Here is a 21641-nt window from a genome sequence, read left to right as displayed (position 1 = left end):
AGGAGAGTCATCTATGTCAACGTCAGCACTGCCCGCAACCTTCACCACTTCGCGCGCGGAAGCCTTCCGCGGTGACCCCGTCGCGCGCATCGTGCAAAACGCGGTCAGTGCGCAAGGGGCGGATGAAGTCTCGCTCGATCGGGACATCATCAACCGCCTCGATGACTCCACATCGGAGCGCCTGGACACCTGGGCTGTCACCTCTCAAAAGAAGTCTGGGCGGTGCTGGAACTTCTCTGGGCTCAACGTTCTTCGGGCAAAAATCATCAACGAGCTTGGCCTGGAGGACTTTGCTTTCAGCCAGAACTTCGTTGCCTTCCACGACAAACTTGAGAAAGCCAATCACACCCTTGCAAAGGCCATCGAGACCGCTGATCTGCCCCTGCAGAATGAGAAGGTCCGCCGCATCCTGGATAACGCCGGGGACGATGGCGGCTACTGGTTCCAGTTCGTCGACCTAGTCACTAAGTACGGTCTGGTCCCCGTGTGGGCGATGCCGGACACAGAATCGGCTGGAAACACAGACCAGATGAACCGAGCCCTGTCAGCAGTACTGCGCAAGGCTGTGGGTCGAATTCGCAACGCTGTTCCCGAGGACCGCGATGCCATTCGCACCGCCACTCTTGAAGACGTGTGGCGGATTCTTGCCATCCACCTCGGCACACCGCCCTCGTCCTTCACCTGGCAGTACCGCGACAAAGAGAAGAACTTCCACGCTGAGGGCGTAGTGACCCCACTTGAGTTCGCCCAGCGCTACCTCCCTGAGGATTTTGCGGACTACGTTGTGCTTGCGCACGACCCTCGCGAAGAGCACCCGGTTGGTGAAGCATACGTTGTCGACAACCTTCCGTTCATGGAAGGCGGGAGCCCCTACGTTCACATTTCAGTGTCACTGGACGAAATGAAGCGGGCCGCGATCGCCTCCATTCGCGACGGGGAACCGGTGTGGTTCGCCTGCGATGTTGCTCAGCAGTTCGCCAGAAAAGAGGGCATCTGGTCAGCTCATCTACACGACTATGACTCCCTTTACGGCGTCGACTATTCCATGCCGAAGGCCGACAGAATGCGGATGCGGGACACCAACGCCACCCACATTATGGTTTTTGTCGGCGTCGACTTGGACGAGGACGGGAATGCCAAGCGCTGGCGTGTGGAGAACAGCTGGGGTGACGAAGTCGGTAAGAAGGGCTTCTTCACGATGAATGACGACTGGTTTGATGAGTACGTTTTCCAGGTTGCGGTCTCGCCAACCCGTCTCTCACCCGGAGTCATCGATGCCCTTGACCGTGAGTGGATCGTCCTGCCGGAATGGGATGCATTGATGTAGGACCCCTATCGCGGCGGGGCGAGCCGTGGCACAATCCGTCAGATGAGCACCTTGTACCCAAACGCGCTTCCTTCCGTAACCGAGCAGGCGCAGCGGTTGATCCACCTCGGAGTTCCCACTCTCTTGGAGGTTGGCGAGGACGATCTTCGCTCTGCAGCCGCAGCGCTGGAGCCCCTAGCAGTCGGCCCATGCCTGCTGGTTCCAAGCCGGATTCCGTGCACGTATGCCGACCTCATGGCCCTTGTAGAGCTTGATGGTAAGTCCGGGTTCGTCGTCGAGGACTTTACCGACGCGTCCTCGTTTGAAGTGTTCGACACCGCGGAGCCGACAGACACGCAGTTGCCGCAGGGTTGGTACCTCTTGGAAGACCCGCGGCGTGGCGACGAGTTCTCCAACGCCTCCCCCGCCGAGGCATTGCAGCAGATCGTCGCTGACCAACGTATCCCCTTCACGATGATCGAGGGCATCTTTTGGGCGCTGCAGTGCCCGCCCACCAATGCCGGGCCCGGGTTGCTTGAACGAAACCACTGCTTCATGACGATTGGTTCACGCAAAAGGAAGAAGGCTGGCTTCGACGCACGCACCCCGGCCCTGTGGATCAGCAACGGCACCGGCCGGGACACCGCTGCCAATAAGAACGCAGCAAAACTGGGCTGGTGCTGGTGGAACAACCTGCACACTTGGCTGGGCATAGCCCACGCTGCGCGGAGGACGGCGTAGCCCCACAACATCACAGTCCGCCCTCTTGGTTTTCAGGTTAGGCTAACCTAACCCTTCACAAACCCGAGGACTACCATGACCATCACCTCCACCGGCACCTGCGCCACCTCCCGAGCAGCTCGCTACAGCAAGCAGCTGGTTTCACACATGTCCCGCCGCCATGGTGGCGAGTGGGACAGTGAGGCCGACCGTGGGTACATCCTTTTCCCCATCACCAGGGCTAACCTAAAGTGCGCCGACGACATGATGACGATCACAGTTGAAGCAGAGGACGAAGAGACCGCAACGTTCCTTGAAGACGTCATCGAACGACATTTGGTCAAGTTTGGCGCCAAAGACAACCTGACCATGGAGTGGACGCGGAGCTAGAACACCACCTACGACGTGCTGATTTACCCAACATATTTACGCAACACCAGTTGCACGTAAATGAATCGGCTCGATATGCTCAACCGGTGAGGTTAGGCACACCTAACTTCACATAAGCCGGAGGCACGTTCTGTCCCACCGGTAAGACGTTTCAAGGAGATTCCGCATGACGCTCACTAAGCGCCACTCAACTTTCGCTATGGCCGGTGTTGCGACCCTCGCCCTCGTCCTTTCCGGATGTTCATCAGCAGGAGGCAACCAGTCCGCCGAAGAACAGCAGAGCGAACAGGTTGACCAAGCCGTAGAGGACACCGCTTCCGCCGAGTGCGCATACCCCGTCACGGTGACCGATATGGCCGGCAACGAAGTGACCATAGAGAGCGCCGACTCCGTTGCAGTAACCGACAACCGCACCTTCGCGGTCCTCAACGAGTGGGGCGTGCAGCCGACCGCCGCACCGCGCACCCTCATGTCACCGCACAACAGCTGGGCCGAGGACGAAACCATCCTCGACACTGGAAGCCACGCCGAACCGAACTTCGACCAGGTCATTGCTGCCGAGCCCACCGTCATCATCAACGGCTACCGCTACCGCGACCACGCGGAAAAGATGCAGGAAGCAGCGCCGGACGCCGCCCTCGTCGCAATGGACAATGCTGACCTGAGCCCCGACGAGTACGCCATTGCTCAGGTGACGCTGCTTGGGGAGGTCTTCTGCAAGCAGGACGAGGCCGCCGCCCTCATCGACCAGTTCCACACCGCTGTCGAGGACGCCAAAGCCGCCTACGACCCAGCAATGACAGTCATGGGTCTGGTGACAAACGCCAACGAAATCCGCTACTCCAACCCGGCTGATGGCCGCGGAGCAAGCATCTTCTTCAACCTCTTGGATCTGACCCCGGCGCTTGACGCTGAGGGTTCCACCAACCACCAGGGTGACGACATCTCCATCGAAGCAATCGCGGAGTCCAACCCCGACTTCTTCCTAGTCCTCGACCGTGACGCCGCAGTTACCTCCGACGGGGAGACCACACCGGCGCTGGAGCTAATCAATGGCTCCACCGCCCTCGCTGGTGTTTCCGCGGTACAGAACCAGGCCATCTACGTCATGCCAGCCGACTACTACCTCACCGAAGACATCTACGCATACATCGATGTCTTGGGCGGACTGCAGCAGGCATTCACAGAACACAAGTAGCAAACAACCACCAGCAGACTGGGTTCCCTCAGATGGCAACAATCGCCGAGTCACCTACCCGTGTCACCAATGTGACCGCCGGGCGGGTGACTCGGCGCTCTTCTGCGCAGCAATCACCGCTTCGGCGCTACGGTCCAGCGCTTCTCGCAACGGTCTTCACTGTGGCGCTTCTTGGCCTCTCTGTCTTTACCGGGGTGGCAGATATTACCGACACCGCCGGTGGCGGCAGTGACTTCCTGTGGATCACACGCATTCCCCGCACGGTCGCCCTCGTGCTTTCCGGAGCTTCCATGGCGATGGCAGGACTGGTCATGCAACTACTAACGCAGAACCGTTTTGTCGAGCCCACCACGGTTGGCACCACAGAGTGGGCGGGGCTTGGGCTTCTGCTGGTTTACGTCTTCTTCCCAATGTCAGGGCTCCTGACCAAAATGGGTGCAGCCATCGTTTTCGGCTTCGTTGGCACCATGATCTTCTTTGCGTTCCTGCAGAAGGTGAAGCTCAAATCGTCGCTGATCGTGCCGATTGTAGGAATGATGTTTGGGGCGGTTGTCAGCGCCATTTCCACCTTAATTGCCATCCGTTTCAACCTGCTGCAGACCCTTGGCGCATGGTTCGCCGGACGGTTTACCGGTATCGAGGTGGGCCGCTACGAGCCGCTGTGGATCGTCCTGATCGTCTGTGCACTGGTCGTCGTGCTGGCAGATAGATTCACGTGCGCCGGCCTCGGAAAAGACGTAGCAACCAACGTGGGGCTGAACTACGAACGGGTTGTCCTGCTCGGTGTCGGGCTCGTGTCCATAACCACCGGTGTTGTCACCGTCGTTGTGGGGATGCTGCCCTTCCTGGGGTTGATCGTTCCCAACCTGGTGTCGATGGTCCGCGGCGACAACCTGCGCACCAATATCCCCTGGGTCTTCCTGACAGGCATCTGGGTCGTCACCATCTGCGACCTGATCGGAAGGACCATCATCGCGCCGTTTGAAGTTCCCGTCTCGCTGGTCCTGGGAGCCGTCGGTTCGGTTGTGTTCGTCGTCATGCTGCTGCGGACGAGGAGGACGAATGTCGGCTGAAACCCTAGTTCGCCCCGCCGATACGCAAGCCATAGAGCCACTTCCGTCCGAGGACGTCCAGCCCGGTACCACGACCGTTGTCATGAACCGGCTATCTCCCCCCGCCCCTGACTCGGACGTTGCGCCAAGGACGAGGTCGGTCGGGCCCTACACCAGCGCTCATCATCGCACCCGCTACCTCGTAATCCTTGGCAGCCTGATCGTCGCGGCTCTGGTTCTCTCCGTACTGATCCTTACCTGGGGGAATGATTTTGAGTTCCTCAGTGACAAGTGGTGGCGCGTCTCCAAGATGCGTATCAGTGCGGTTGTCGTCATTCTGACCGTGACCTTCGCGCAAGCCATGGCGACAGTGACATTCCAAACGGTGACTAACAACAGGATCATTACCCCGTCGATCATGGGGTTCGAATCTCTTTTCGTCCTCATCCAAACCGGCCTCGTCTACTTCCTGGGAACCCGCGGACTATCGGGGCTTGGAACGACGGGTCAGTTCCTGCTTCAATCCGCCGTGATGGTGGGGTTCGCGGTCCTCCTCTATTCCTGGCTCCTTTCGGGCAGGTTCGGCAATTTACATATCATGCTGCTGGTTGGCATTGTCATTGGCACAGGGCTGGGGTCACTGTCGACGTTCATGCAGCGCATGCTGGATCCCAACGAGTTCGACGTACTTCGGGCGCGACTCTTCGCAAACATTGGCACCGCAAAGGTGGAGCTACTCCCCTACGCCGTGCCGATCTGCCTGGCTGCTGGCCTGGGCATTTGGCTGCTGGGGCGCCGCCTCAATGTCCTCGCCCTCGGTCCCCAAATTGCCACGAACCTGGGGCTCAATCACCGTCGCCAAACCATGCTGATGCTGACGTTGGTGGCAGTCTTGATGGCAATGTCGACCTCCCTGGTTGGGCCCATGACATTCCTGGGTTTCCTCATGGCGACCCTGGCCTACTCGATCACCGACACCCACGATCACCGGCGGATTCTGCCGGTCGCGTGGCTGTTGGGCGTTGTGATTCTTGGGGCCGCCTACTTCCTCCTCAAGCATGTGTTCCCCATGGTTGATGCGGTGATGATCATCGTGGAACTGATCGGCGGGGCCGTCTTCTTGGCTGTCATCTTGAAACGAGGTCTTCTGTGATTGTTCTTGACTCCGTGGTGAAGCGCTACTCAAAAGACGTTCAAATCGGACCTGTTTCCCTCCAGCTGCCTCCGGGCGGGATCATCGCCCTCGTCGGCCCCAATGGAGCGGGCAAGTCCACCCTGCTGACGATGATGGGTCGGCTGATGCCTGTGACGTCGGGATCAATCACGATCGGTGGGCTCGACGTGTTCCGGGCGCCCTCGAAAGACGTGGCACGTAAGGTGTCGATCCTGCGCCAGGAGAATCACTTTGTCACCAGGCTCACGGTCCGTCAGCTGGTGGGCTTTGGCCGCTACCCACACAGCGGAGGTCGGCTGACTCAAGTGGACGAGGACGCCATCTCGCAGGCCATTGACTTCCTTGACATGACGGATTTGGAGCAGAGGTTCCTGGACCAACTCTCTGGAGGGCAGCGGCAACGCGCCTATGTCGCAATGGTGCTAGCGCAAGATACCGAGTACCTACTGCTCGATGAACCCCTCAATAATCTCGATGCGCGGCACTCCGTCGAAATGATGACTCAGTTGCGGCGTGCGGCGGATGAACTGGGCCGAACCATCATCATCGTCCTTCACGACATCAACTTCGCGGCAGCCTACAGCGACTACATCGTCGCGATGGACGAGGGCGCGATTGCCGTAGCCGGCACCCCGGAGGAAATTATCACCGACGAGGTGCTAACTACAGTGTTCCGCACACCCGTCACCGTGCTTGATGGTCCCAGCGGCAAGTTCGCGGTCTATCACCGGTCATGACCAGATGGGGCGGGGTCTGAGGCGAGGCCGCCGAAAAGAACCTGGGCGATCCGGGCGAGGAGTTCCGGGGGATCAACATCCCCCGGATTCAGGGCATCATAGGTCTGCAGCCCATCCCACACGCTGATGAAGAGAGCCGCTCTTTCGTGAGCGGTGAAGGCCGGGGCAACGTCACCGGAGCCGGACCCAGACTCTTGCGCAAAGCCCTGCCAGAAGTCCATGGCCAGCTTCTGGCGCCACTGCAGGTACTGTCGCGCTGGATGGCCCTCTTGCCCTGCTTCAGCGACCATGATTGAGAACAGTCTGGTCAGATCCGCATCCTCGGCATTAGACGTCGCGAGAGTCCGCACCCCTTCCGCGAGCGTGTCCGCGGTGATCTCGGGCCCGATACCGGAACCTGCTACCTGCCTTCCCCCGCTGACATCCCGCCAACCCAGGACCGCAACCAGTAGCTCATCCTTGGACTTAAAGTGGTGGAGAAGCGTCGAATGATCGATACCCACCGAACGCGCGATCGACCTCATCGATGTTCCTTGGAAGCCGCCGGTTGCAAACGCGCTAGCCGCATGCTCGATAATGGCCAACTTGGTTTTCTGGCCACGAACACTGCCCGAGTCCAGTTCCGCCAGGACCCGCTCGATTAGTGAGTCCACATCTGTTTGCTCCATTTTGCCAACCTTACAGAACCGTAACCAAGACAACAAAAACTTTCCACCACTTGGTGGGGTTGACTGCTACTCTACTGTTACTTGCTCAGCAACCGACGACTCAATGGGGAATCAATTGCACAACGAAACTGAACAAGGGAAGCCAACCCCAGTCCTCTGGCATCCTGGAAACCGTCTTATCTCGCCAAGAAACGCCCTGGTGCTTTCCGGAGTATTGCTTGGCATGCTCATCATCGGAAGCATCTGGGATCTGCAGATTTCCCAGGCGCTGTACAACCCGCGGAATCCGCTTGGCATCTTTGGCGCCGCCTATGGGGAGCTGCCGGCGGGTATGGCCCTGCTTGTCGCGGGAACGCTGCTCATTGTCTTCCGTAGCAGAGAGCGCCTTGGGGTCCGCGTGGGGCAGGTCGTGGGTGGAGGGCTCCTCTACATAGTCGGTGCAGGGATGGTTCTCTACCTCCCCACGCGCTACCTGTCGTGGCCGATTCTTGTTGTGGTCCTGACCGGCGTCGTCATTGTGGCCGCCACAAGTTGGGGAGTCGTCGTGCTTGCCCGCGGAGCAAGTCGGCGTCTGGCAATCCGCGTCGCCCTCGCACTTTTCATCGTCGTCCTAACTGAACTCATCTTGATCAACATCATCAAAATCGGCTGGGAACGCCCTCGAATGCGTTTTATCTCTGAGACTGACGCGGTTGGGTTCTCTCCCTGGTGGAGTCCGGGAACACCCGAGCGTGACGCACTTGTTGCGGGCGGAGTGGAAGCCGAGGAGTTCAAGTCATTCCCCTCTGGGCACACCGCAAACGCCACCTTGGCAATCATGACGACAGCACTCATTCCGTTGCGGGCATCGCTTGAAAAGTGGTCGAACCTCCTCTTCTGGGGCGGCGCCGTCTGGGGTATCTACGTGGGCTTCTCCCGCATCATCGTGGGCGCGCACTTCGTTTCCGACACCGTCGTCGGATTCACCGTCACGTTTGTCATCATCCTTATCGCATACCGACTGATCTTCCCACCGTCGCTAAGCGAAACTGAAGAGTATGGGAACCTCGACCGCGAGCAATCGAAGGGAACACAGCAGTGAAAGACGCACACCGCAAACTGATTGACCAAATGACTCTGGAAGAGAAGGCCTCGCTGATGTCGGGGGCGAACTTCTGGAACTCCAAGGGAATCGACCGTCTCGGTATTCCCTCCATGATGCTTACTGACGGCCCGCACGGTCTGCGCAAGCAGGGCGGCTCCGCCGACCACCTCGGGTTGAACCAGTCCCTTCCCGCCACTTGCTTCCCGACTGCCGCAACGCTTGCCAACTCATGGGATCCGCACCTGGGGTATGAGGTTGGGCAGGCTCTTGGCGTTGAAGCGAAGGCCGAGGGCGTCAGCGTTCTGCTTGGCCCCGGCCTCAACATCAAGCGCAATCCGTTGGCGGGACGCAACTTCGAGTACTTCTCAGAAGATCCTCTTCTGGCTGGCAAAATGGCCGCCGCACTAATCCGCGGCATCCAGTCCGAGGGCGTTGGGGCCAGCATGAAACACTACGCTGTCAACAGCCAAGAGAAGCACCGCATGAGCATTGACGAGGTGGTTGATGAGCGGGCTCTGCACGAAACATACCTGGAAGGCTTCAGGATCGCCGTGCAAGAGGGCAACCCGTACACGGTCATGTCCTCTTATAACAAGGTCAATGGCGACTACACCAATGAGAACCAGCCGCTGATGGAGATTCTTCGCAACGAGTGGGGATTTGACGGATTGGTGGTGACAGACTGGGGCGGTAACAACGACCGCGTGGCTGGGCTGCTGGCGGGCAATGCTCTGGAGATGCCGTCAACCGGCGGGATCACCGATGCGGAGATCGTGGTTGCAGTTCAAGACGGCTCATTAGATGAATCCGTCCTCGACGCCCGAGTCGCGGAAGTCCTGGAGCTGATTGATCGGACAGCCGCGACGAACCCTGCTCTAGCGGACCTTTCGGACGTGAATCCAGATTTTGACGCTCATCACGACCTGGCAGTTCGAGCAGCCGAGGAAGGGGTGGTTCTACTGAAGAACGGCCCCACGCAAAATCCGACGCTTCCACTCCGCCGGGGCAGCTCCGTGGCGGTGATTGGTGATTTCGCGGACGACCTGCGTATCCAAGGCGCCGGGTCATCGCGGGTGAATCCAACCCGGACTGAGAGCCCTCTGGATGCACTCTCTGCCGCTGGCCTTAACGTGGCGGGATTTGCCCAGGGTTTCAAACGCCACGGAGGGCGCTCGGATGCGCTCCGCAAGCAGGCGGTTGAGCTGGCATCTCGGGCCGAAGCGACCATTGTCTTCATCGGGTTGGACGAGTTCCTTGAGGCCGAGGCCGCTGACCGCCCTCACATGCGGATTCCCCGCGAGCAACTGCGCCTTCTTCACGACTTGCTGGCTGCCGGACACAAGCCGGTTGTCATCCTTGTCGGCGGCTCCCCCATGGAGTTGCCGTTTGCCGATCACGTTGAGGCAATCCTCGCGGGCTACCTCCCGGGACAGGGCGGCGCCACCGCAATCGCCAACGTGCTTGTCGGGGCTACCAACCCCAGTGGGAAGTTGGCGGAAACCTACCCTGTGGTCTACGAGGACGTGCCCTCCTCACCGGCATACGGGAACACGGAGGCAGCCTCGTACCACGATGACAGCATCTACATCGGCTACCGCTACTTCGACAAAATCGGTGGGCGGGTGCGGTTCCCGTTCGGTCACGGACTTTCATACACCACGTTCGAATACTCGAACTTGCAGGTTGATGCCGAGGGCGTGTCCGTGACGGTCACCAACACGGGGACCCGCCCCGGCACCGAGGTCGTTCAGGTCTACATCGGCCCTCCCGAGACCACCGATTTCGTTGCACCACAGCAGCTGGCGGGATTTGCCCGCGTCACGCTCGAGGCCGGGGAGTCGGCCTCGGTGAGGATTGACTTCAGCGAGCACGCCTTCAGTGTCTTTGATGTGAACACGGGAAAGTGGCGCCAGCGTAAAGGCCGCTACACGGCGCTTGTCGGCGCATCCTCTCGGGACATCCGCCTCGAAGGCACCGTGAACGTGGATGGAGAAGAGTTCGACCTCAACTACGATCGGGACGTCCTCCCCCGCTATTTCTCGGGTGAAGTCAAAGGCATCGGCACATCCGAGTTCGCACACCTTTTGGGAAGGACTCCGCCGCCAGAGTTCTGGGATCGGTCGCTGCCGATCACACGCGACTCAATCTTGGCGCAGCTCGTCGGTCGCGGCGGTATCGCCGGTTTGTGTGGCGGCGCCATTACGGGCATCGGTTCCATCTTGCACGCGGTCGGCAAGCCCATGCTTGCAAACAACATGAATTTTGCCCTAGACATGCCACTGCGGACCCTCCCCAGGCTTTCGGGCGGAGCGTTTAGCGAATCGGCCTTGGATGACCTTATCAATGTGCTCAACGGTCGCCTTCCCAAAGGCAACCGGGCTGCAAGCAAAGAAGCTGGAAAGACAGAGTAATGGCAACACGCAAAGAAATTAAGGCAGCCGCGGTCGAAGCAGCTGAACAGAACCGAGAGCAAGCCAAGGCTCGGGCCGAAGAGCTTGCCGCCATGGACCCTGCGGCGCGTAAGGCTGCCAAGGCAAGTGATAGGGCAGCCGCCAAGGCTGCAAAGGCTGCTGACAAGGCCGAACGTAAGGCCGCTCGGGCGCAGATGACCCGCAAGGAACGCCGCGCGGACAAGCGCGAGGCACGGATCCACCGCAAGGTCGCCAACCTGCGTCGGCGCGGCATCGGCTGGGGTATCACAGCCGGAGTGGTCGCCCTCGTCCTGATCCTGGCCGCGCCATTTGTCGGGGACCTGTCCCGGCTCTTCCAGATGGATGTTGACTCGGAAACCGCTGCGGGCGAGGATGCACGCGTATATGCCCAGGCAGTTTCATCCCAGATCGCTGACGAGGGGCTGGTGCTCCTCAAGAATGAGGGAGATCTACTTCCTCTCGAAGGCGGAAAAGTCAATGTCTTCGGCTTCGCGTCATACAACTTGCGCTATGGAGGTGGAGGTTCCGGGGGCGCCGACCAGTCCCTCGCAATCACGTTGTTTGAAGCACTGGACCAGCAGGGTATTGAGTACAATCCCGACCTCGACCAAACCATGATCGACAGTGGCGCGACGGCAGCAGTCAGCAACAATACGGGACTGGTTGACGTTGTTTCGTCCATGACTTCCGGGTCCACTGAGGACGAAATTGCCCCAGATTACCTTACGGATGAGGTGATGGCGAACGCGACCTCGTTCTCCACAACCGCGCTGGTGGTGTTGGGTAATGACGGTGTGGAAGCACAGGACTTCACCGCGCAGCAGCTACGCCTAACGGACAATCAGATCGCCCTACTCGACCGCATCACAGCCGACTTCGACGACGTTGTTGTAGTTATCAACTCTGGCAACCAGATGGAGCTGGGCTTCCTCGACGACTACCCGCAGATCAAGAGCGCAATGTGGATTGGCACCCCCGGACCCTTCGGCGCCGTATCTCTAGCGAAAGCGCTGTCGGGTGAGGTGAACCCATCCGGGCGCCTCTCTAATACCTACGCGTATTCGGTTGAAAGTGCGCCCTCGACCGTGAACTTCGGCGACTTCAAGTATGACAATGCGGACCGCGGTTTCATCAACTATGAAGAGGGAATCTACGTCGGCTACCGCTACTACGAAACGGTGTACAAGGGCGATGAGGCCGCATATGCGCAAGCAGTGCAGTTCCCCTTCGGGTTTGGCCTGTCGTATACCGACTTCGACTGGAATGTTGCCGAACCCGTCATCGATGACGAATCAATCTCGGTCACCGTTCAGGTCACCAATGCGGGCAGCCGCGCGGGCAAGGATGTCGTAGAGGTGTACTACTCTGCACCATACATCGAGGGTGGCATTGAGAAGTCCGCGATTGAGCTGGGCGGATACGTGAAGACCAGCCTTCTGGATCCCGGCGCAACAGAGACTCTCACCGTCTCTTTGGCCACCGCTGACATGGCGTCGTGGGGGGATGGGGCATACGTCCTCGACGCCGGAGACTACACACTGCAGGTGAGCCGCGATATCCACAACCCGGTGCAGACGTTTGACTTCACGATCGATGAAACGAAGACCATAACCGCAGACCCGGTAACGGGAACCGAACTGTCGAATCAGTTTGACTACGCCGAAGGTGACATCACCTACCTGTCCCGGGCCGACTGGGAGGGGACGTACCCGAACGCCGACAACCGTAACTACACCGCGAGCGATGAGCTGCTGGCGCAGATGCCGACACTGTCCCAGTCTCTTGCGGACGGGACTGTTGAACCCACCGAGGGAGAAATCCCCACCTATGGCGCGTCGAACGGGCTACAGCTCAGCGACATGCAGGGGCTGGACTTCGATGACCCGCAGTGGGATCTGTTCCTAGACCAGTTCACGGCGGGTGAGCTGGTTGCCATGACCTCGCAGGGGGCGTGGAGAACCGCGGAGATTCCTCGCTTGGGGATCCCCTCTGCCGTCCTCTTGGATGGGCCTGCTGGCCTGAACTCGTTCTTCACGAAGATGACTGCAGCCGCGTATCCGACCGCAGTGGTTCTGGCGTCGACGTGGAATGACGCTTTGGCGTACGCCCTCGGCGAGGCCGTTGGGTTGGAAGCCAACGCTTACGGAGTGCAGGGATGGTACGCGCCCGGCATGAACATTCAGCGCACGGCCATGGGTGGGCGTAACTTCGAGTATTACTCTGAGGACCCGGTCCTGTCAGGCAAGATTGCGGCTGCCACGGTCATGGGTGCGCAGGATCAGGGGGTGCTGACATTCATGAAGCACTTCGTCCTCAATGACCAGGAGATCAATGCCCGCAGTGGCGTCAATGTGTTTGTCAGTGAGCAGGCTCTACGCGAGGTGTACTTGAAGCCCTTCGAGATCACGGTCAAGGAAGGTGGCGCGAACGGTGCGATGTCTTCGTTTATCCACGTTGGGCCGAAGTGGTCGGGTGGTAACCCTGAACTGCTGCAAAATGTGTTGCGCGACGAATGGGGATTTGAGGGCGTAGTGTCAACAGACGCGGTGCTGGCGGCGTTTATGGATCCGGCCCAGGCGGCAATGAATGGCAATGAGCTAATGCTGACGCCGATTCCTAACTCTGCTGCGCGGACCACGTTGCGGGCGCTCAGCGCTGACCCCGTCGGGATGGGGAACGCGCTGCGGGATCGTGTCCATCAGACGACATACTCTCTGCTGCAGACGGATTTGTTCGAGTAGCCCCGCAGTCCCACGGCCCATCTCCGCGGCCCACGGGACTGCGGCCGCGGCGCGGGTTCCTGCTACAGCAACGTTGCGCCCACCGGCGCATGCTGAGGAACCTGCTTCCACATGCGCGTCGCATTTCCGACCCTGCGGCTCCACCGAGTCCGAGCAACCGCTGTGCCGCACGGCACCGCCACCACCCGACCCTCAAGGAACTCCTTCAACAACGGGCCGAACTGCTCAAACTCGATGAGGAAACCATCATGTCCACTGTGAGAACGCACCGTTTGCACCCCCACACAGTTGGGAACGCCGCGGGCAATCACCTCGGACGCTTCCGGAAGGCACAGCCGATCTGAGTCCACCGCTACCACTAGTGTCTGCGCGGTGATTGAGGCAAGCCCAACATCGAGCCCTCCACGCCCTCGACCTATGTCGTGCGCCATGAAAGCCTCAGTGAGAACCTTGTATGAGTTGGCATCAAACCGATAGACGAACTTGCCACCCTGGTGCTGCAGGTAGGACTGTACGGCGTATCGCCCTCCTGCCCAAGGGTCCTCTCCCCCTTGCGCGTTTGCGCCGAACCGGGTCTCAAGCTCAGGCGCGCTACGGTACGTGGTGTGCGCGATCTGGCGGGCAATCCCCAGGCCCGTCGTGGGGCCCTCGCCCGGCGCGGCACCGTAGTAGTTCCCGTCGTTGAATCCCGGATCACTGACGATTGCCGCCAGCTGGGTGTGAGCCCAAGCAATTTGGTCCGCAGTGGTGGCGGCAGTGGTCGCGACCGGCACCAACTTTGCCACTCGGCCCGGGAACATTGCGGCCCATTCGAGCGCCCGCATCCCGCCGAGTGAACCCCCAATCACCATCTGCCAAGTGCCAATACCCAGTTCATCTGCCAATTGCGCTTCGGCCGCCACAGTGTCCCGGATGGTCACGAAGGGGAAGTCCCCACCCCACCGGGCTTGCGCTTGGGATCCGACCGGTACGGGCGAGGACGCACCCGGTACGGACGAGAACGTATCCGGCGAGGACGCACCTTCTCGCAACGAGGCCGGTCCCGTCGACCCCTGACAACCACCAAGGATGTTAGGCGCAACCACAAAATACCGCTCCGTGTCGATCGGCGCACCCGCACCAATCAGATCGGTCCACCACCCCGCCGTCGGATGTCCCGGACCAGTCTCACCAGACAGGTGCGAGTCGCCAGTTAGAGCATGGAGTATCAGGACGGCGTTGGAGCCGTCTTCGTTCAGCTCACCCCACGTCTCATATGCAAGCGTGAACTGATCTAGCTCGCCTCCCGCTTCAAGCACCAGTGGACCGCCCTCGAAGAACTTGCGTCTGCCAACCGGATCGGTTTCAAACCACGCGCCCGAGGCCGGCGGGAGCAACGGGACTGATTCAGAAGGACTGCCCATCTGCCTAGATCCCCTCTCTGTCATTCTCGGACTACCTAGTAAGCGCAGCCGTCACCAAACTCTATGTGGGTCCGGGAGCGCCTGCCGGACCGTCTCGCTGTGTCGGGAGGCGGTCCGGCTTGATCCAGCTCAGGCGGCGGTCACGGTTTCGGCCGCGACCCCTGCCCCATCCCCGGCACTCTCACGGACCGCGGCGGCAGCAGCGAACCCCAGTTCGAGGTCGGCAATGATGTCCTCGACGTCCTCGAGGCCAACAGATAAACGCACCAGTCCGGGTGTGACCGCGGACTGCGCCTTCTCCTCGTCGGATGCCTGGCTATGGGTCGTCGAGTAAGGGTGGGCAACTAGAGAGCGCACGTCCCCCAGGTTGGCGACCAGGGAGTGCAGCTCAAGAGCATTCACAAACGCCACGCCTGCCTCTTCCCCACCATCCAGGTCAAATGCGACAACGCCGCTGGTGCCCTTGGGCGCATACTTCTGCGCCAACTCGTAATAGGGCGAGGACGGAAGGCCAGCGTAGTGAACTACCGACACATCTGGACGATCTTCAAGCCACTTGGCGATCTTTTGCGCGTTCTGCGTGTGCCTGTCCAGACGCAAAGACAGCGTCTCGATGCCCTGCGCCAACAGGAAGGCGTTGAAGGGAGAAATCGCCGAACCTAGGTCCCGCAGCAGCTGAACGCGGGCCTTAAGGATGTAGGACAGATTTGCTCCGAGGGCTCCCCCTTCACCCAGATCGCGGGCGTAAACGAGCCCATTGTACGAGGGGTCCGGCTCATTGAAGCCCGGGAAGCGCTCGGGATCCGCGCCGAAGTCGAACTTCCCGGCATCGACGATCACGCCTCCCAACGTGGTGCCGTGGCCACCCAAATACTTGGTGGCAGAGTGCGTCACGATGTCGGCGCCCCACTCGATGGGCCGAATCAGGTACGGCGTCGCAACCGTATTGTCGACAATCAGGGGCACACCGACCTCGTGTGCCACGGCAGCCACCCCTTCGATGTCGAAAATATCTGACTTCGGGTTGGGGATGGTCTCCCCAAAGAATGCCTTGGTGTTGGGCGCCGCGGCCTTGCGCCACTGTTCGAGGTCGTAGGGGTCCTCTACGAACGTCACCGTGATTCCCAACTTCGGAAGTGTGTTTGCCAAGAGGTTGTAGGTGCCGCCGTACAGGCTTGGGGAAGCAACTATGTTGTCGCCTGCGCCCGCAAGATTGAGGATTGCGAAGGTATTTGCTGCCTGGCCTGAGGCAAGGAGTAGGGCCCCGACTCCACCTTCAAGGTCGGCGAGGCGGTTCTCGACAACCTCTTGTGTTGGGTTCGTGATGCGGGTGTAAATCGGACCCAGTTCCGACAAAGCGAAGCGCCCTGCCGCCTGGCTTGCATTGTCAAAAACATACGCATTGGTTTGGTAGATGGGTAATGCTTGAGCTCCGGTTGTGGGGTCCGGGGTTTGACCGGCGTGGATCTGACGGGTTTCAAAAGACCAGTTTGCAGACATTTCTTTACTCCCAGGTTGCTAGTTCGGGCGATGCGCCCAGTTATGGTTTTGTGGCAGTTCGGGAGGGGCGTTGCTTGGGTGCCGTGCCAAGTGTCGGGGTCCTCGCCGATGAGGAGAACGCACTTGTGCTGGCCGTGTCAGTACTGGGAGTTCAAACCTTGGCTGCGCATCTGCGCACGTGATTTGGGGGGAGTCCCAACGTACCCGGAACAGCGACGTGACACGCGAGATGGTTGTCGCGCTGGCGTGAGCCTGTCAGTGCGTCCGTTAGCGGCACATTCGTTTGAACATGTCAGCCAGGCTAGGCGAGATCCCACGTTGTGATCCAGAACCGTCCGCATTCTGAACAAACCCGTGAGAGAGACCGATCCGGAACGTCACCTCGGGAGCCGATAGGGAACATCAGGCCAGAGGATCCCACGGGCAAGACCCACCGCGCCCGTCTTGAAAGCGACACTTGTTGCTTACAACTAGACTGGTGCCATGGCGCAGCTTCTGGACAAGTACGGACGGGTTGCCCGCGACCTGCGGGTTTCCCTCACCGACCGCTGCAACCTGCGCTGCACATACTGCATGCCCGCGGAAGGATTGGAGTGGCTCCCAACCCAGGACGCTCTCACAACTTCGGAAGTAGTCCGCCTACTTCGCATCGCGGTGAACGACCTCGGCATTACCAAGGTGCGCTTCACAGGTGGGGAGCCGCTGCTGCGACGCGACCTTGCCGAGATCATTGCGGCGGCATCGTCCCTGCGCACCGACGCGGGCGCACCACCCGACATTGCGTTGACCACGAACGGCCTCGGCTTAGACCGACGACTTCCTGAGCTCGTTGAAGCCGGCCTGCAACGCGTCAACATTTCGCTAGACACCATGGATCGTGACCATTACGCGCGCCTAACACGGCGTGATCGGTACGAGGACGTCCGCCGCAGTATCGATGCTGTCGACAAGGCCGAGTTGCGCCCACTGAAAATCAATGCCGTGATCATGCGGGATGTGAACGAGGACGCCATCCTGCCTCTCGCCGAATTTTGCCTCGACCACGGCTACCAGCTGCGCTTCATCGAACAGATGCCGCTTGGGCCAAAACACACCTGGGATCGCAACAAGATGGTGACGCAGGAGGCCATTCTTGCCGTGCTCCGCACGCGCTACACATTGACGCCGGACACCGATGGCGACACGACGGCACCAGCAACCCTGTGGCACGTTGCTGGGGATTCCGTGCAACCAGGCGGCTCTATTGGCATAATCGCGTCGGTGACGGCACCATTTTGCGCGGGCTGCGACCGCACGCGCATCACAAGCGATGGCCAAGTCCGCAACTGCCTGTTTGCAAATTCAGAACGCGACCTTCGTTCCATAATGCGTGACGGAGGCAGTGACGCCGACATTATTGAGGCGTGGACCGCGGAACACCTTGTGAAGGCGCAAGCCCACGGAATTAATGACGAAGGCTTCGTACAACCCGAGCGCACTATGAGCGCCATTGGAGGCTAGATGCTGATCCGCTACTTCGCAGGCGCTGCAGAGGCAGCGGGGGCCCAATCCACCCACGTCGATGCGAGTGACATGGATGCCGGCGCCCTCGTGCAAATGTTGGGGAGGGAGAACCCGGCCTTGGAACAAGTTCTCAAGGTCTCGAGTTTGCTTGCGGATGGCGTTCGTATCACCTCGCCATCAACTTCCCTGACAGAGGTGACGCAGCTCGACGTCCTGCCACCCTTCGCAGGCGGCTAGGAAAGTGTCAGGAAGCCGGTTCGCTATCGTCCTCGGCGGTGGGCGCTCATCTCGCATGGGACGCGACAAGATGCGGGTCGAAGTGGATGGAAAGCCTCTGCTCGCCAGAACGGTTGATGCCGCGCTGAACTGGGCATCCCACGTGGTCGTGGTGGCCCCGGAAGGCAGTTGGCGCAGGGACGAGGACGACCGCGTTTCCTTCACTCTGGAGGATCCACCTCTTGGCGGGCCAGCCGCGGGGATCTGGGCCGGATTGCAGCAGGTGTTGAGCCTAATCGTTGACGCGGAGTCGAAGGTGGATGACTGCGAGGTCCTTATTCTCGCGGGAGACCTGGCAAACCCAGACCTAGTCGTCACGACTCTGGCGCTCGCCTCGGAATGTGCCGACGGAGCGGTGCTTGAAGACCAAGAAGGGTGGCCACAGTTTTTGGCAGGACGTTACAGGCTGAACTCATTGCAAGGCGCATTCGAGGCTGCTGGCAGGGTGCGGGATAGATCTGTCAGAAGTGTCCTTAGAGGCCTTGATGTTGCACTGGTTCAAGTGCCGCTTCAGGTCACGGCGGATATGGACACACCCGAGGATCTCGCCCTGTATTCGTAGGTCAAAAGTCCCCTGGCGACGCGGCGCAGACCCGCGAACAAACTCATCGTGACAGCTGTCGTTTAAAAGCGCAAAATCCGGCCGCCATCCAGTTAGGATCATCCCTAGTACGACGAAGTTTTGCAGCGTGCTGAGTCTGTCTCTTCGCAACTCCCAAAGGCCCTTGATGTCCAAGAATCTGATTGAAGTTCCCCCGAATCACCCCACTGAAAAGGGCGCGGGTCGCGTAGTGACAATGTCGACCATCGCATTCACTCTGATGTTTGCGGTGTGGTTGATGTTTGGCATCCTGGGTATTCCGATTCAGGAAGAGTTTGGGCTCAGTGACGTCCAGCTGTCGTGGATATCTGCGGTGGCGGTCCTCAATGGCTCGATGTGGCGTCTCCCAGCCGGCATGCTGGCCGACAGGATCGGCGGGCGGAAGATCACGATCTTCATGCTCTTTGCGACCGCCATTCCTGCCTACATGGTTTCTATCGCTAACAGCTACACCTGGATTCTCATCCTGGCCTTCCTGGTGGGGTTCGCGGGCAACCTGTTCTCGGTCGGCGTGTCGTGGAACAGTGCCTGGTTTGGGCAGGACCGCAAGGGCCTCGCCCTCGGAATCTTCGGTGCGGGCAACGTCGGCGCTTCCGTCACAAAACTGATTGGCCCGGGGATCATTGCGGCCACGGCCGGTTCAACGTTCATTCTTGGCATCCAAGGAGGATGGCGCCTAGTCCCGGTAATCTACGCGGCACTGCTGGTCACTGTCGGTATCTTGACGATCTTCGTTGCTCCCAAACCCGACCATGCACCCGGGTCACAGCAAACCATTGCCGAACAGCTTGCCCCACTGAAGCAGGTTCGCGTCTGGCGCTTCTCCCTCTACTACGTCGCGGTGTTCGGCGCCTATGTGGCGCTGTCGGCATGGCTCCCCAAGTATTACGTGGACAACTTTGATATTTCTCTGGCAACCGCTGGCCTACTGACGGCAACATTCATCTTTCCCGCATCGCTGCTGAGGCCGTTGGGAGGATGGATTTCGGACCGCTGGGGGGCCCGAGCCGCCCTCTACCTCACCTGGGCGATCATGTTGGTAACTTCCGGAATCCTCATGATGCCCAGCGGCTTCATCACGATTGTCCACCCTGACGGCAGTCAAACCCAGCACCTCCACTACGGGATGAACGTCTACGCGTTTGCGATTCTGGTCTTCTTCCTCGGGTGCGCCATGGGGATTGGCAAGGCGGCTGTATACAAGTACATTCCCGCATATTTCCCCGACAACGTCGGGTCTGTTGGCGGCCTCGTCGGCATGTTCGGCGGCCTGGGAGGCTTTTTCCTTCCACCCCTGTTCGCCTACACGAAAGTCTTCTCAGGCTTCCCCTCATCAACATTCTTCGTCATTTTCATACTTGTTGTTGTCTGCGCGGTGTGGATGCAGTTGACAGTACACACCATGCTCACCAAACAAGGTCCCGAACGCCTTCCCGAGGGCGAACTCAAGAAAGAGGCAGAGTAAATGAGCTCTATTCCTGTCAAAGGTGACTGGCTCCAAGAGTGGGATCCAGAAGACCCGAAGAAATGGGACAAGAAGCGGGCCTGGATGACGCTTACGGTCACCACTTTTACGTTGACCCTGTGCTTTGTTACCTGGTTCCTTCCCTCCGCGATAGTCCCCAAGCTCAACGCGCTAGGATTCAGTTTCACCACCAGCCAGTTGTACTGGATGGCCGCTATGCCCGGCCTTTCAGGTGGTTTGCTCCGCCTGGTGTGGATGGTGCTCCCTCCTATTCAGGGCACACGCAAGATGGTCACACTAACCACGCTGCTCCTGATCCTTCCCGTGCTGGGCTGGGGATTTGAGGTCACCAACCCTGATGTTCCTTACTGGAGGCTCATGGTGCTGGCATTCCTGGCCGGCATCGGCGGCGGCGCATTCTCAGGGTTCATGCCATCCACCTCTTACTTCTTCCCCAAGAAGATGCAGGGTACCGTCCTCGGCATCCAGGCTGGGGTTGGCAACTTTGGCGTGTCGCTTGTGCAGCTGCTGACCCCATGGCTGATTACCTTCTCAATGTTTGCGTTCCTGGGCAGCCAGCAGATGGCTGTCCCCGGCAAGGACAGCGTGACTGTCTGGTATCAGAACAGCGCCCTCGTCTACATCCCGTTCATCATCGTCGGGGCCATTTGGGCTTACATCGTACTTCGTTCGGTGCCGGTGAAAGCCAACATCAAACAGCAGTTTGACATCTTCAACAACCTCGACACCTGGCTGATGACAGCCCTGTACATCATGACTTTCGCAACCTTCTCAGGTCTAGCCGCTCAGTTCGGATTGCTGATGTCTAACCTCTACGGTGCGGGCAACCCTGCCATTGTCGACGGCAGCGGGGCCACAGCCACCCTTCTCATCGAGGGCTATAACGTCCCCGATCCGGTGAAGTTCGTCTTCCTAGGTCCGCTGATTGGGGCGGGCGCACGCGTCCTCTTCTCGCCCCTCACTGACCGTATGGGTGGCGCAATCTGGACCCTAATCGCTGGGATCGGCATCCTTGCCTCAATTATCTACACCATTCCTGGGCTAACTCCCGATACCACCAGCGCTGCGACGCTCGATGCGGGTTTCAACCAGTTCCTCTGGGGCATGTTGGCGATCTTCCTCTTCTCAGGTATCGGCAATGCGTCAACCTTTAAGCAGATGCCAATGATTTTCAACCGCCGCCAGGCGGGAGGGGTCATTGGTTGGACGGGCGCGATTGCCGCATTTGGGCCATTTATCTTCGGGGTCGGCCTGACCACGATGGGCGCCGTTCCCTTCTACATCATCGGTGCGGCATGGGCAGTGATGTGTATTGGAATCACTTGGTGGCGCTATGCTCGACCTGGCGCCCCACGGAAAGGCTGACTACG

18 protein-coding genes are annotated in these 21641 nt (G+C 59.7%); 15 read left to right on the top strand and 3 right to left on the bottom strand.

Annotation, left to right across the window (positions count from 1 at the left end):
- Positions 1-13 precede the first annotated feature (13 nt).
- The 7 genes from IDL90_RS01290 (at position 14) to IDL90_RS01260 (ending at position 6577) form a co-directional block, all read left to right on the top strand.
- Positions 14-1327, top strand: coding sequence for an aminopeptidase C (locus IDL90_RS01290; RefSeq protein WP_187994078.1), 1314 nt, complete (start codon positions 14-16; stop codon positions 1325-1327).
- A gap of 42 nt (positions 1328-1369) precedes the next feature.
- The gene (locus IDL90_RS01285) at positions 1370-2047 is read left to right on the top strand and encodes a DUF5701 family protein (protein WP_187994077.1); all 678 of its coding nucleotides are present in this window, start codon (positions 1370-1372) and stop codon (positions 2045-2047) included.
- Between the two features lie 75 nt (positions 2048-2122).
- Entirely contained in the window at positions 2123-2416 is a 294-nt protein-coding gene (locus tag IDL90_RS01280) for a DUF2218 domain-containing protein (protein ID WP_187994076.1), read from the top strand.
- A gap of 166 nt (positions 2417-2582) precedes the next feature.
- Positions 2583-3614: an ABC transporter substrate-binding protein gene (locus tag IDL90_RS01275; protein WP_187994075.1), complete on the top strand. Its 1032-nt coding sequence runs from the start codon at positions 2583-2585 to the stop codon at positions 3612-3614.
- A 32-nt stretch (positions 3615-3646) separates the two neighbouring features.
- Positions 3647-4687 carry an ABC transporter permease gene (locus IDL90_RS01270; RefSeq protein WP_187994074.1) on the top strand — a complete coding sequence of 347 codons (1041 nt, stop codon included), beginning with the start codon at positions 3647-3649 and terminating at the stop codon, positions 4685-4687.
- Complete coding sequence (locus IDL90_RS01265) at positions 4677-5819, top strand: iron chelate uptake ABC transporter family permease subunit (protein ID WP_262508939.1); 1143 nt, start codon at positions 4677-4679, stop codon at positions 5817-5819. Before IDL90_RS01270 ends, IDL90_RS01265 begins: the two co-directional genes overlap by 11 nt.
- A complete protein-coding gene (locus tag IDL90_RS01260) occupies positions 5816-6577 on the top strand; it encodes an ATP-binding cassette domain-containing protein (protein WP_187994073.1) in 762 nt (253 codons plus the stop codon). The genes IDL90_RS01265 and IDL90_RS01260 overlap by 4 nt, the downstream gene beginning before the upstream one ends.
- Here the strand turns inward: IDL90_RS01260 and IDL90_RS01255 are convergent.
- Positions 6565-7245: a TetR/AcrR family transcriptional regulator gene (locus tag IDL90_RS01255; RefSeq protein WP_187994072.1), complete on the bottom strand. Its 681-nt coding sequence runs from the start codon at positions 7243-7245 to the stop codon at positions 6565-6567. The genes IDL90_RS01260 and IDL90_RS01255 overlap by 13 nt on opposite strands.
- 223 nt (positions 7246-7468) lie before the next feature.
- Between IDL90_RS01255 and IDL90_RS01250 the strand changes: the two genes are divergently transcribed.
- The 3 genes from IDL90_RS01250 to IDL90_RS01240 are packed head-to-tail and all read left to right on the top strand — an operon-like array spanning position 7469 to position 13502.
- Complete coding sequence (locus IDL90_RS01250; RefSeq protein ID WP_187994071.1) at positions 7469-8326, top strand: phosphatase PAP2 family protein; 858 nt, start codon at positions 7469-7471, stop codon at positions 8324-8326.
- On the top strand, positions 8323-10740 hold the full coding sequence (locus tag IDL90_RS01245) for a glycoside hydrolase family 3 C-terminal domain-containing protein (RefSeq protein ID WP_223175099.1): 2418 nt from the start codon (positions 8323-8325) through the stop codon (positions 10738-10740). The genes IDL90_RS01250 and IDL90_RS01245 overlap by 4 nt, the downstream gene beginning before the upstream one ends.
- Positions 10740-13502, top strand: coding sequence for a glycoside hydrolase family 3 N-terminal domain-containing protein (locus tag IDL90_RS01240; RefSeq protein WP_187994070.1), 2763 nt, complete (start codon positions 10740-10742; stop codon positions 13500-13502). Before IDL90_RS01245 ends, IDL90_RS01240 begins: the two co-directional genes overlap by 1 nt.
- 62 nt (positions 13503-13564) lie before the next feature.
- On the opposite strand, the gene IDL90_RS01235 is transcribed toward IDL90_RS01240, so the two are convergent.
- Both IDL90_RS01235 and IDL90_RS01230 read right to left on the bottom strand, forming a co-directional pair.
- A complete protein-coding gene (locus tag IDL90_RS01235) occupies positions 13565-14905 on the bottom strand; it encodes a homoserine O-acetyltransferase (protein WP_187994069.1) in 1341 nt (446 codons plus the stop codon).
- Between the two features lie 129 nt (positions 14906-15034).
- A complete protein-coding gene (locus IDL90_RS01230) occupies positions 15035-16405 on the bottom strand; it encodes a bifunctional o-acetylhomoserine/o-acetylserine sulfhydrylase (RefSeq protein WP_187994068.1) in 1371 nt (456 codons plus the stop codon).
- A gap of 483 nt (positions 16406-16888) precedes the next feature.
- Here IDL90_RS01230 and moaA point away from each other — a divergent pair, with 483 nt between their 5' ends.
- From moaA to IDL90_RS01205, 5 genes are all read left to right on the top strand, one after another.
- The gene (gene moaA, locus IDL90_RS01225) at positions 16889-17905 is read left to right on the top strand and encodes a GTP 3',8-cyclase MoaA (protein ID WP_187994067.1); all 1017 of its coding nucleotides are present in this window, start codon (positions 16889-16891) and stop codon (positions 17903-17905) included.
- The gene (locus IDL90_RS01220) at positions 17906-18145 is read left to right on the top strand and encodes a MoaD/ThiS family protein (protein ID WP_187994066.1); all 240 of its coding nucleotides are present in this window, start codon (positions 17906-17908) and stop codon (positions 18143-18145) included.
- A gap of 4 nt (positions 18146-18149) precedes the next feature.
- On the top strand, positions 18150-18746 hold the full coding sequence (locus IDL90_RS01215; RefSeq protein ID WP_187994065.1) for a molybdenum cofactor guanylyltransferase: 597 nt from the start codon (positions 18150-18152) through the stop codon (positions 18744-18746).
- A 166-nt stretch (positions 18747-18912) separates the two neighbouring features.
- On the top strand, positions 18913-20250 hold the full coding sequence (locus tag IDL90_RS01210; RefSeq protein WP_187994064.1) for a nitrate/nitrite transporter: 1338 nt from the start codon (positions 18913-18915) through the stop codon (positions 20248-20250).
- Positions 20251-21636, top strand: a complete 1386-nt coding sequence (locus IDL90_RS01205; RefSeq protein WP_187994063.1) for an MFS transporter — start codon at positions 20251-20253, stop codon at positions 21634-21636.
- Positions 21637-21641: the final 5 nt, after the last annotated feature.

The organism is Schaalia sp. JY-X159 (genome assembly GCF_014525425.1).
Taxonomy (GTDB): Bacteria; Actinomycetota; Actinomycetes; order Actinomycetales; family Actinomycetaceae; genus Scrofimicrobium.
The sequence above is the reverse complement of the archived record's forward strand: the minus strand, read 5'-3'. Positions and strand labels throughout refer to the sequence as shown.

Coding starts and splice junctions, on each gene's coding strand:
- IDL90_RS01290 (WP_187994078.1), top strand. CDS start 14: ATGTCAACGTCAGCACTGCCCGCAACCTTCACCACTTCGCGCGCGGAA.
- IDL90_RS01285 (WP_187994077.1), top strand. CDS start 1,370: ATGAGCACCTTGTACCCAAACGCGCTTCCTTCCGTAACCGAGCAGGCG.
- IDL90_RS01280 (WP_187994076.1), top strand. CDS start 2,123: ATGACCATCACCTCCACCGGCACCTGCGCCACCTCCCGAGCAGCTCGC.
- IDL90_RS01275 (WP_187994075.1), top strand. CDS start 2,583: ATGACGCTCACTAAGCGCCACTCAACTTTCGCTATGGCCGGTGTTGCG.
- IDL90_RS01270 (WP_187994074.1), top strand. CDS start 3,647: ATGGCAACAATCGCCGAGTCACCTACCCGTGTCACCAATGTGACCGCC.
- IDL90_RS01265 (WP_262508939.1), top strand. CDS start 4,677: ATGTCGGCTGAAACCCTAGTTCGCCCCGCCGATACGCAAGCCATAGAG.
- IDL90_RS01255 (WP_187994072.1), bottom strand. CDS start 7,245: ATGGAGCAAACAGATGTGGACTCACTAATCGAGCGGGTCCTGGCGGAA.
- IDL90_RS01250 (WP_187994071.1), top strand. CDS start 7,469: ATGCTCATCATCGGAAGCATCTGGGATCTGCAGATTTCCCAGGCGCTG.
- IDL90_RS01240 (WP_187994070.1), top strand. CDS start 10,740: ATGGCAACACGCAAAGAAATTAAGGCAGCCGCGGTCGAAGCAGCTGAA.
- IDL90_RS01235 (WP_187994069.1), bottom strand. CDS start 14,905: ATGGGCAGTCCTTCTGAATCAGTCCCGTTGCTCCCGCCGGCCTCGGGC.
- IDL90_RS01230 (WP_187994068.1), bottom strand. CDS start 16,405: ATGTCTGCAAACTGGTCTTTTGAAACCCGTCAGATCCACGCCGGTCAA.
- moaA (WP_187994067.1), top strand. CDS start 16,889: ATGGCGCAGCTTCTGGACAAGTACGGACGGGTTGCCCGCGACCTGCGG.
- IDL90_RS01220 (WP_187994066.1), top strand. CDS start 17,906: ATGCTGATCCGCTACTTCGCAGGCGCTGCAGAGGCAGCGGGGGCCCAA.
- IDL90_RS01210 (WP_187994064.1), top strand. CDS start 18,913: ATGTCCAAGAATCTGATTGAAGTTCCCCCGAATCACCCCACTGAAAAG.
- IDL90_RS01205 (WP_187994063.1), top strand. CDS start 20,251: ATGAGCTCTATTCCTGTCAAAGGTGACTGGCTCCAAGAGTGGGATCCA.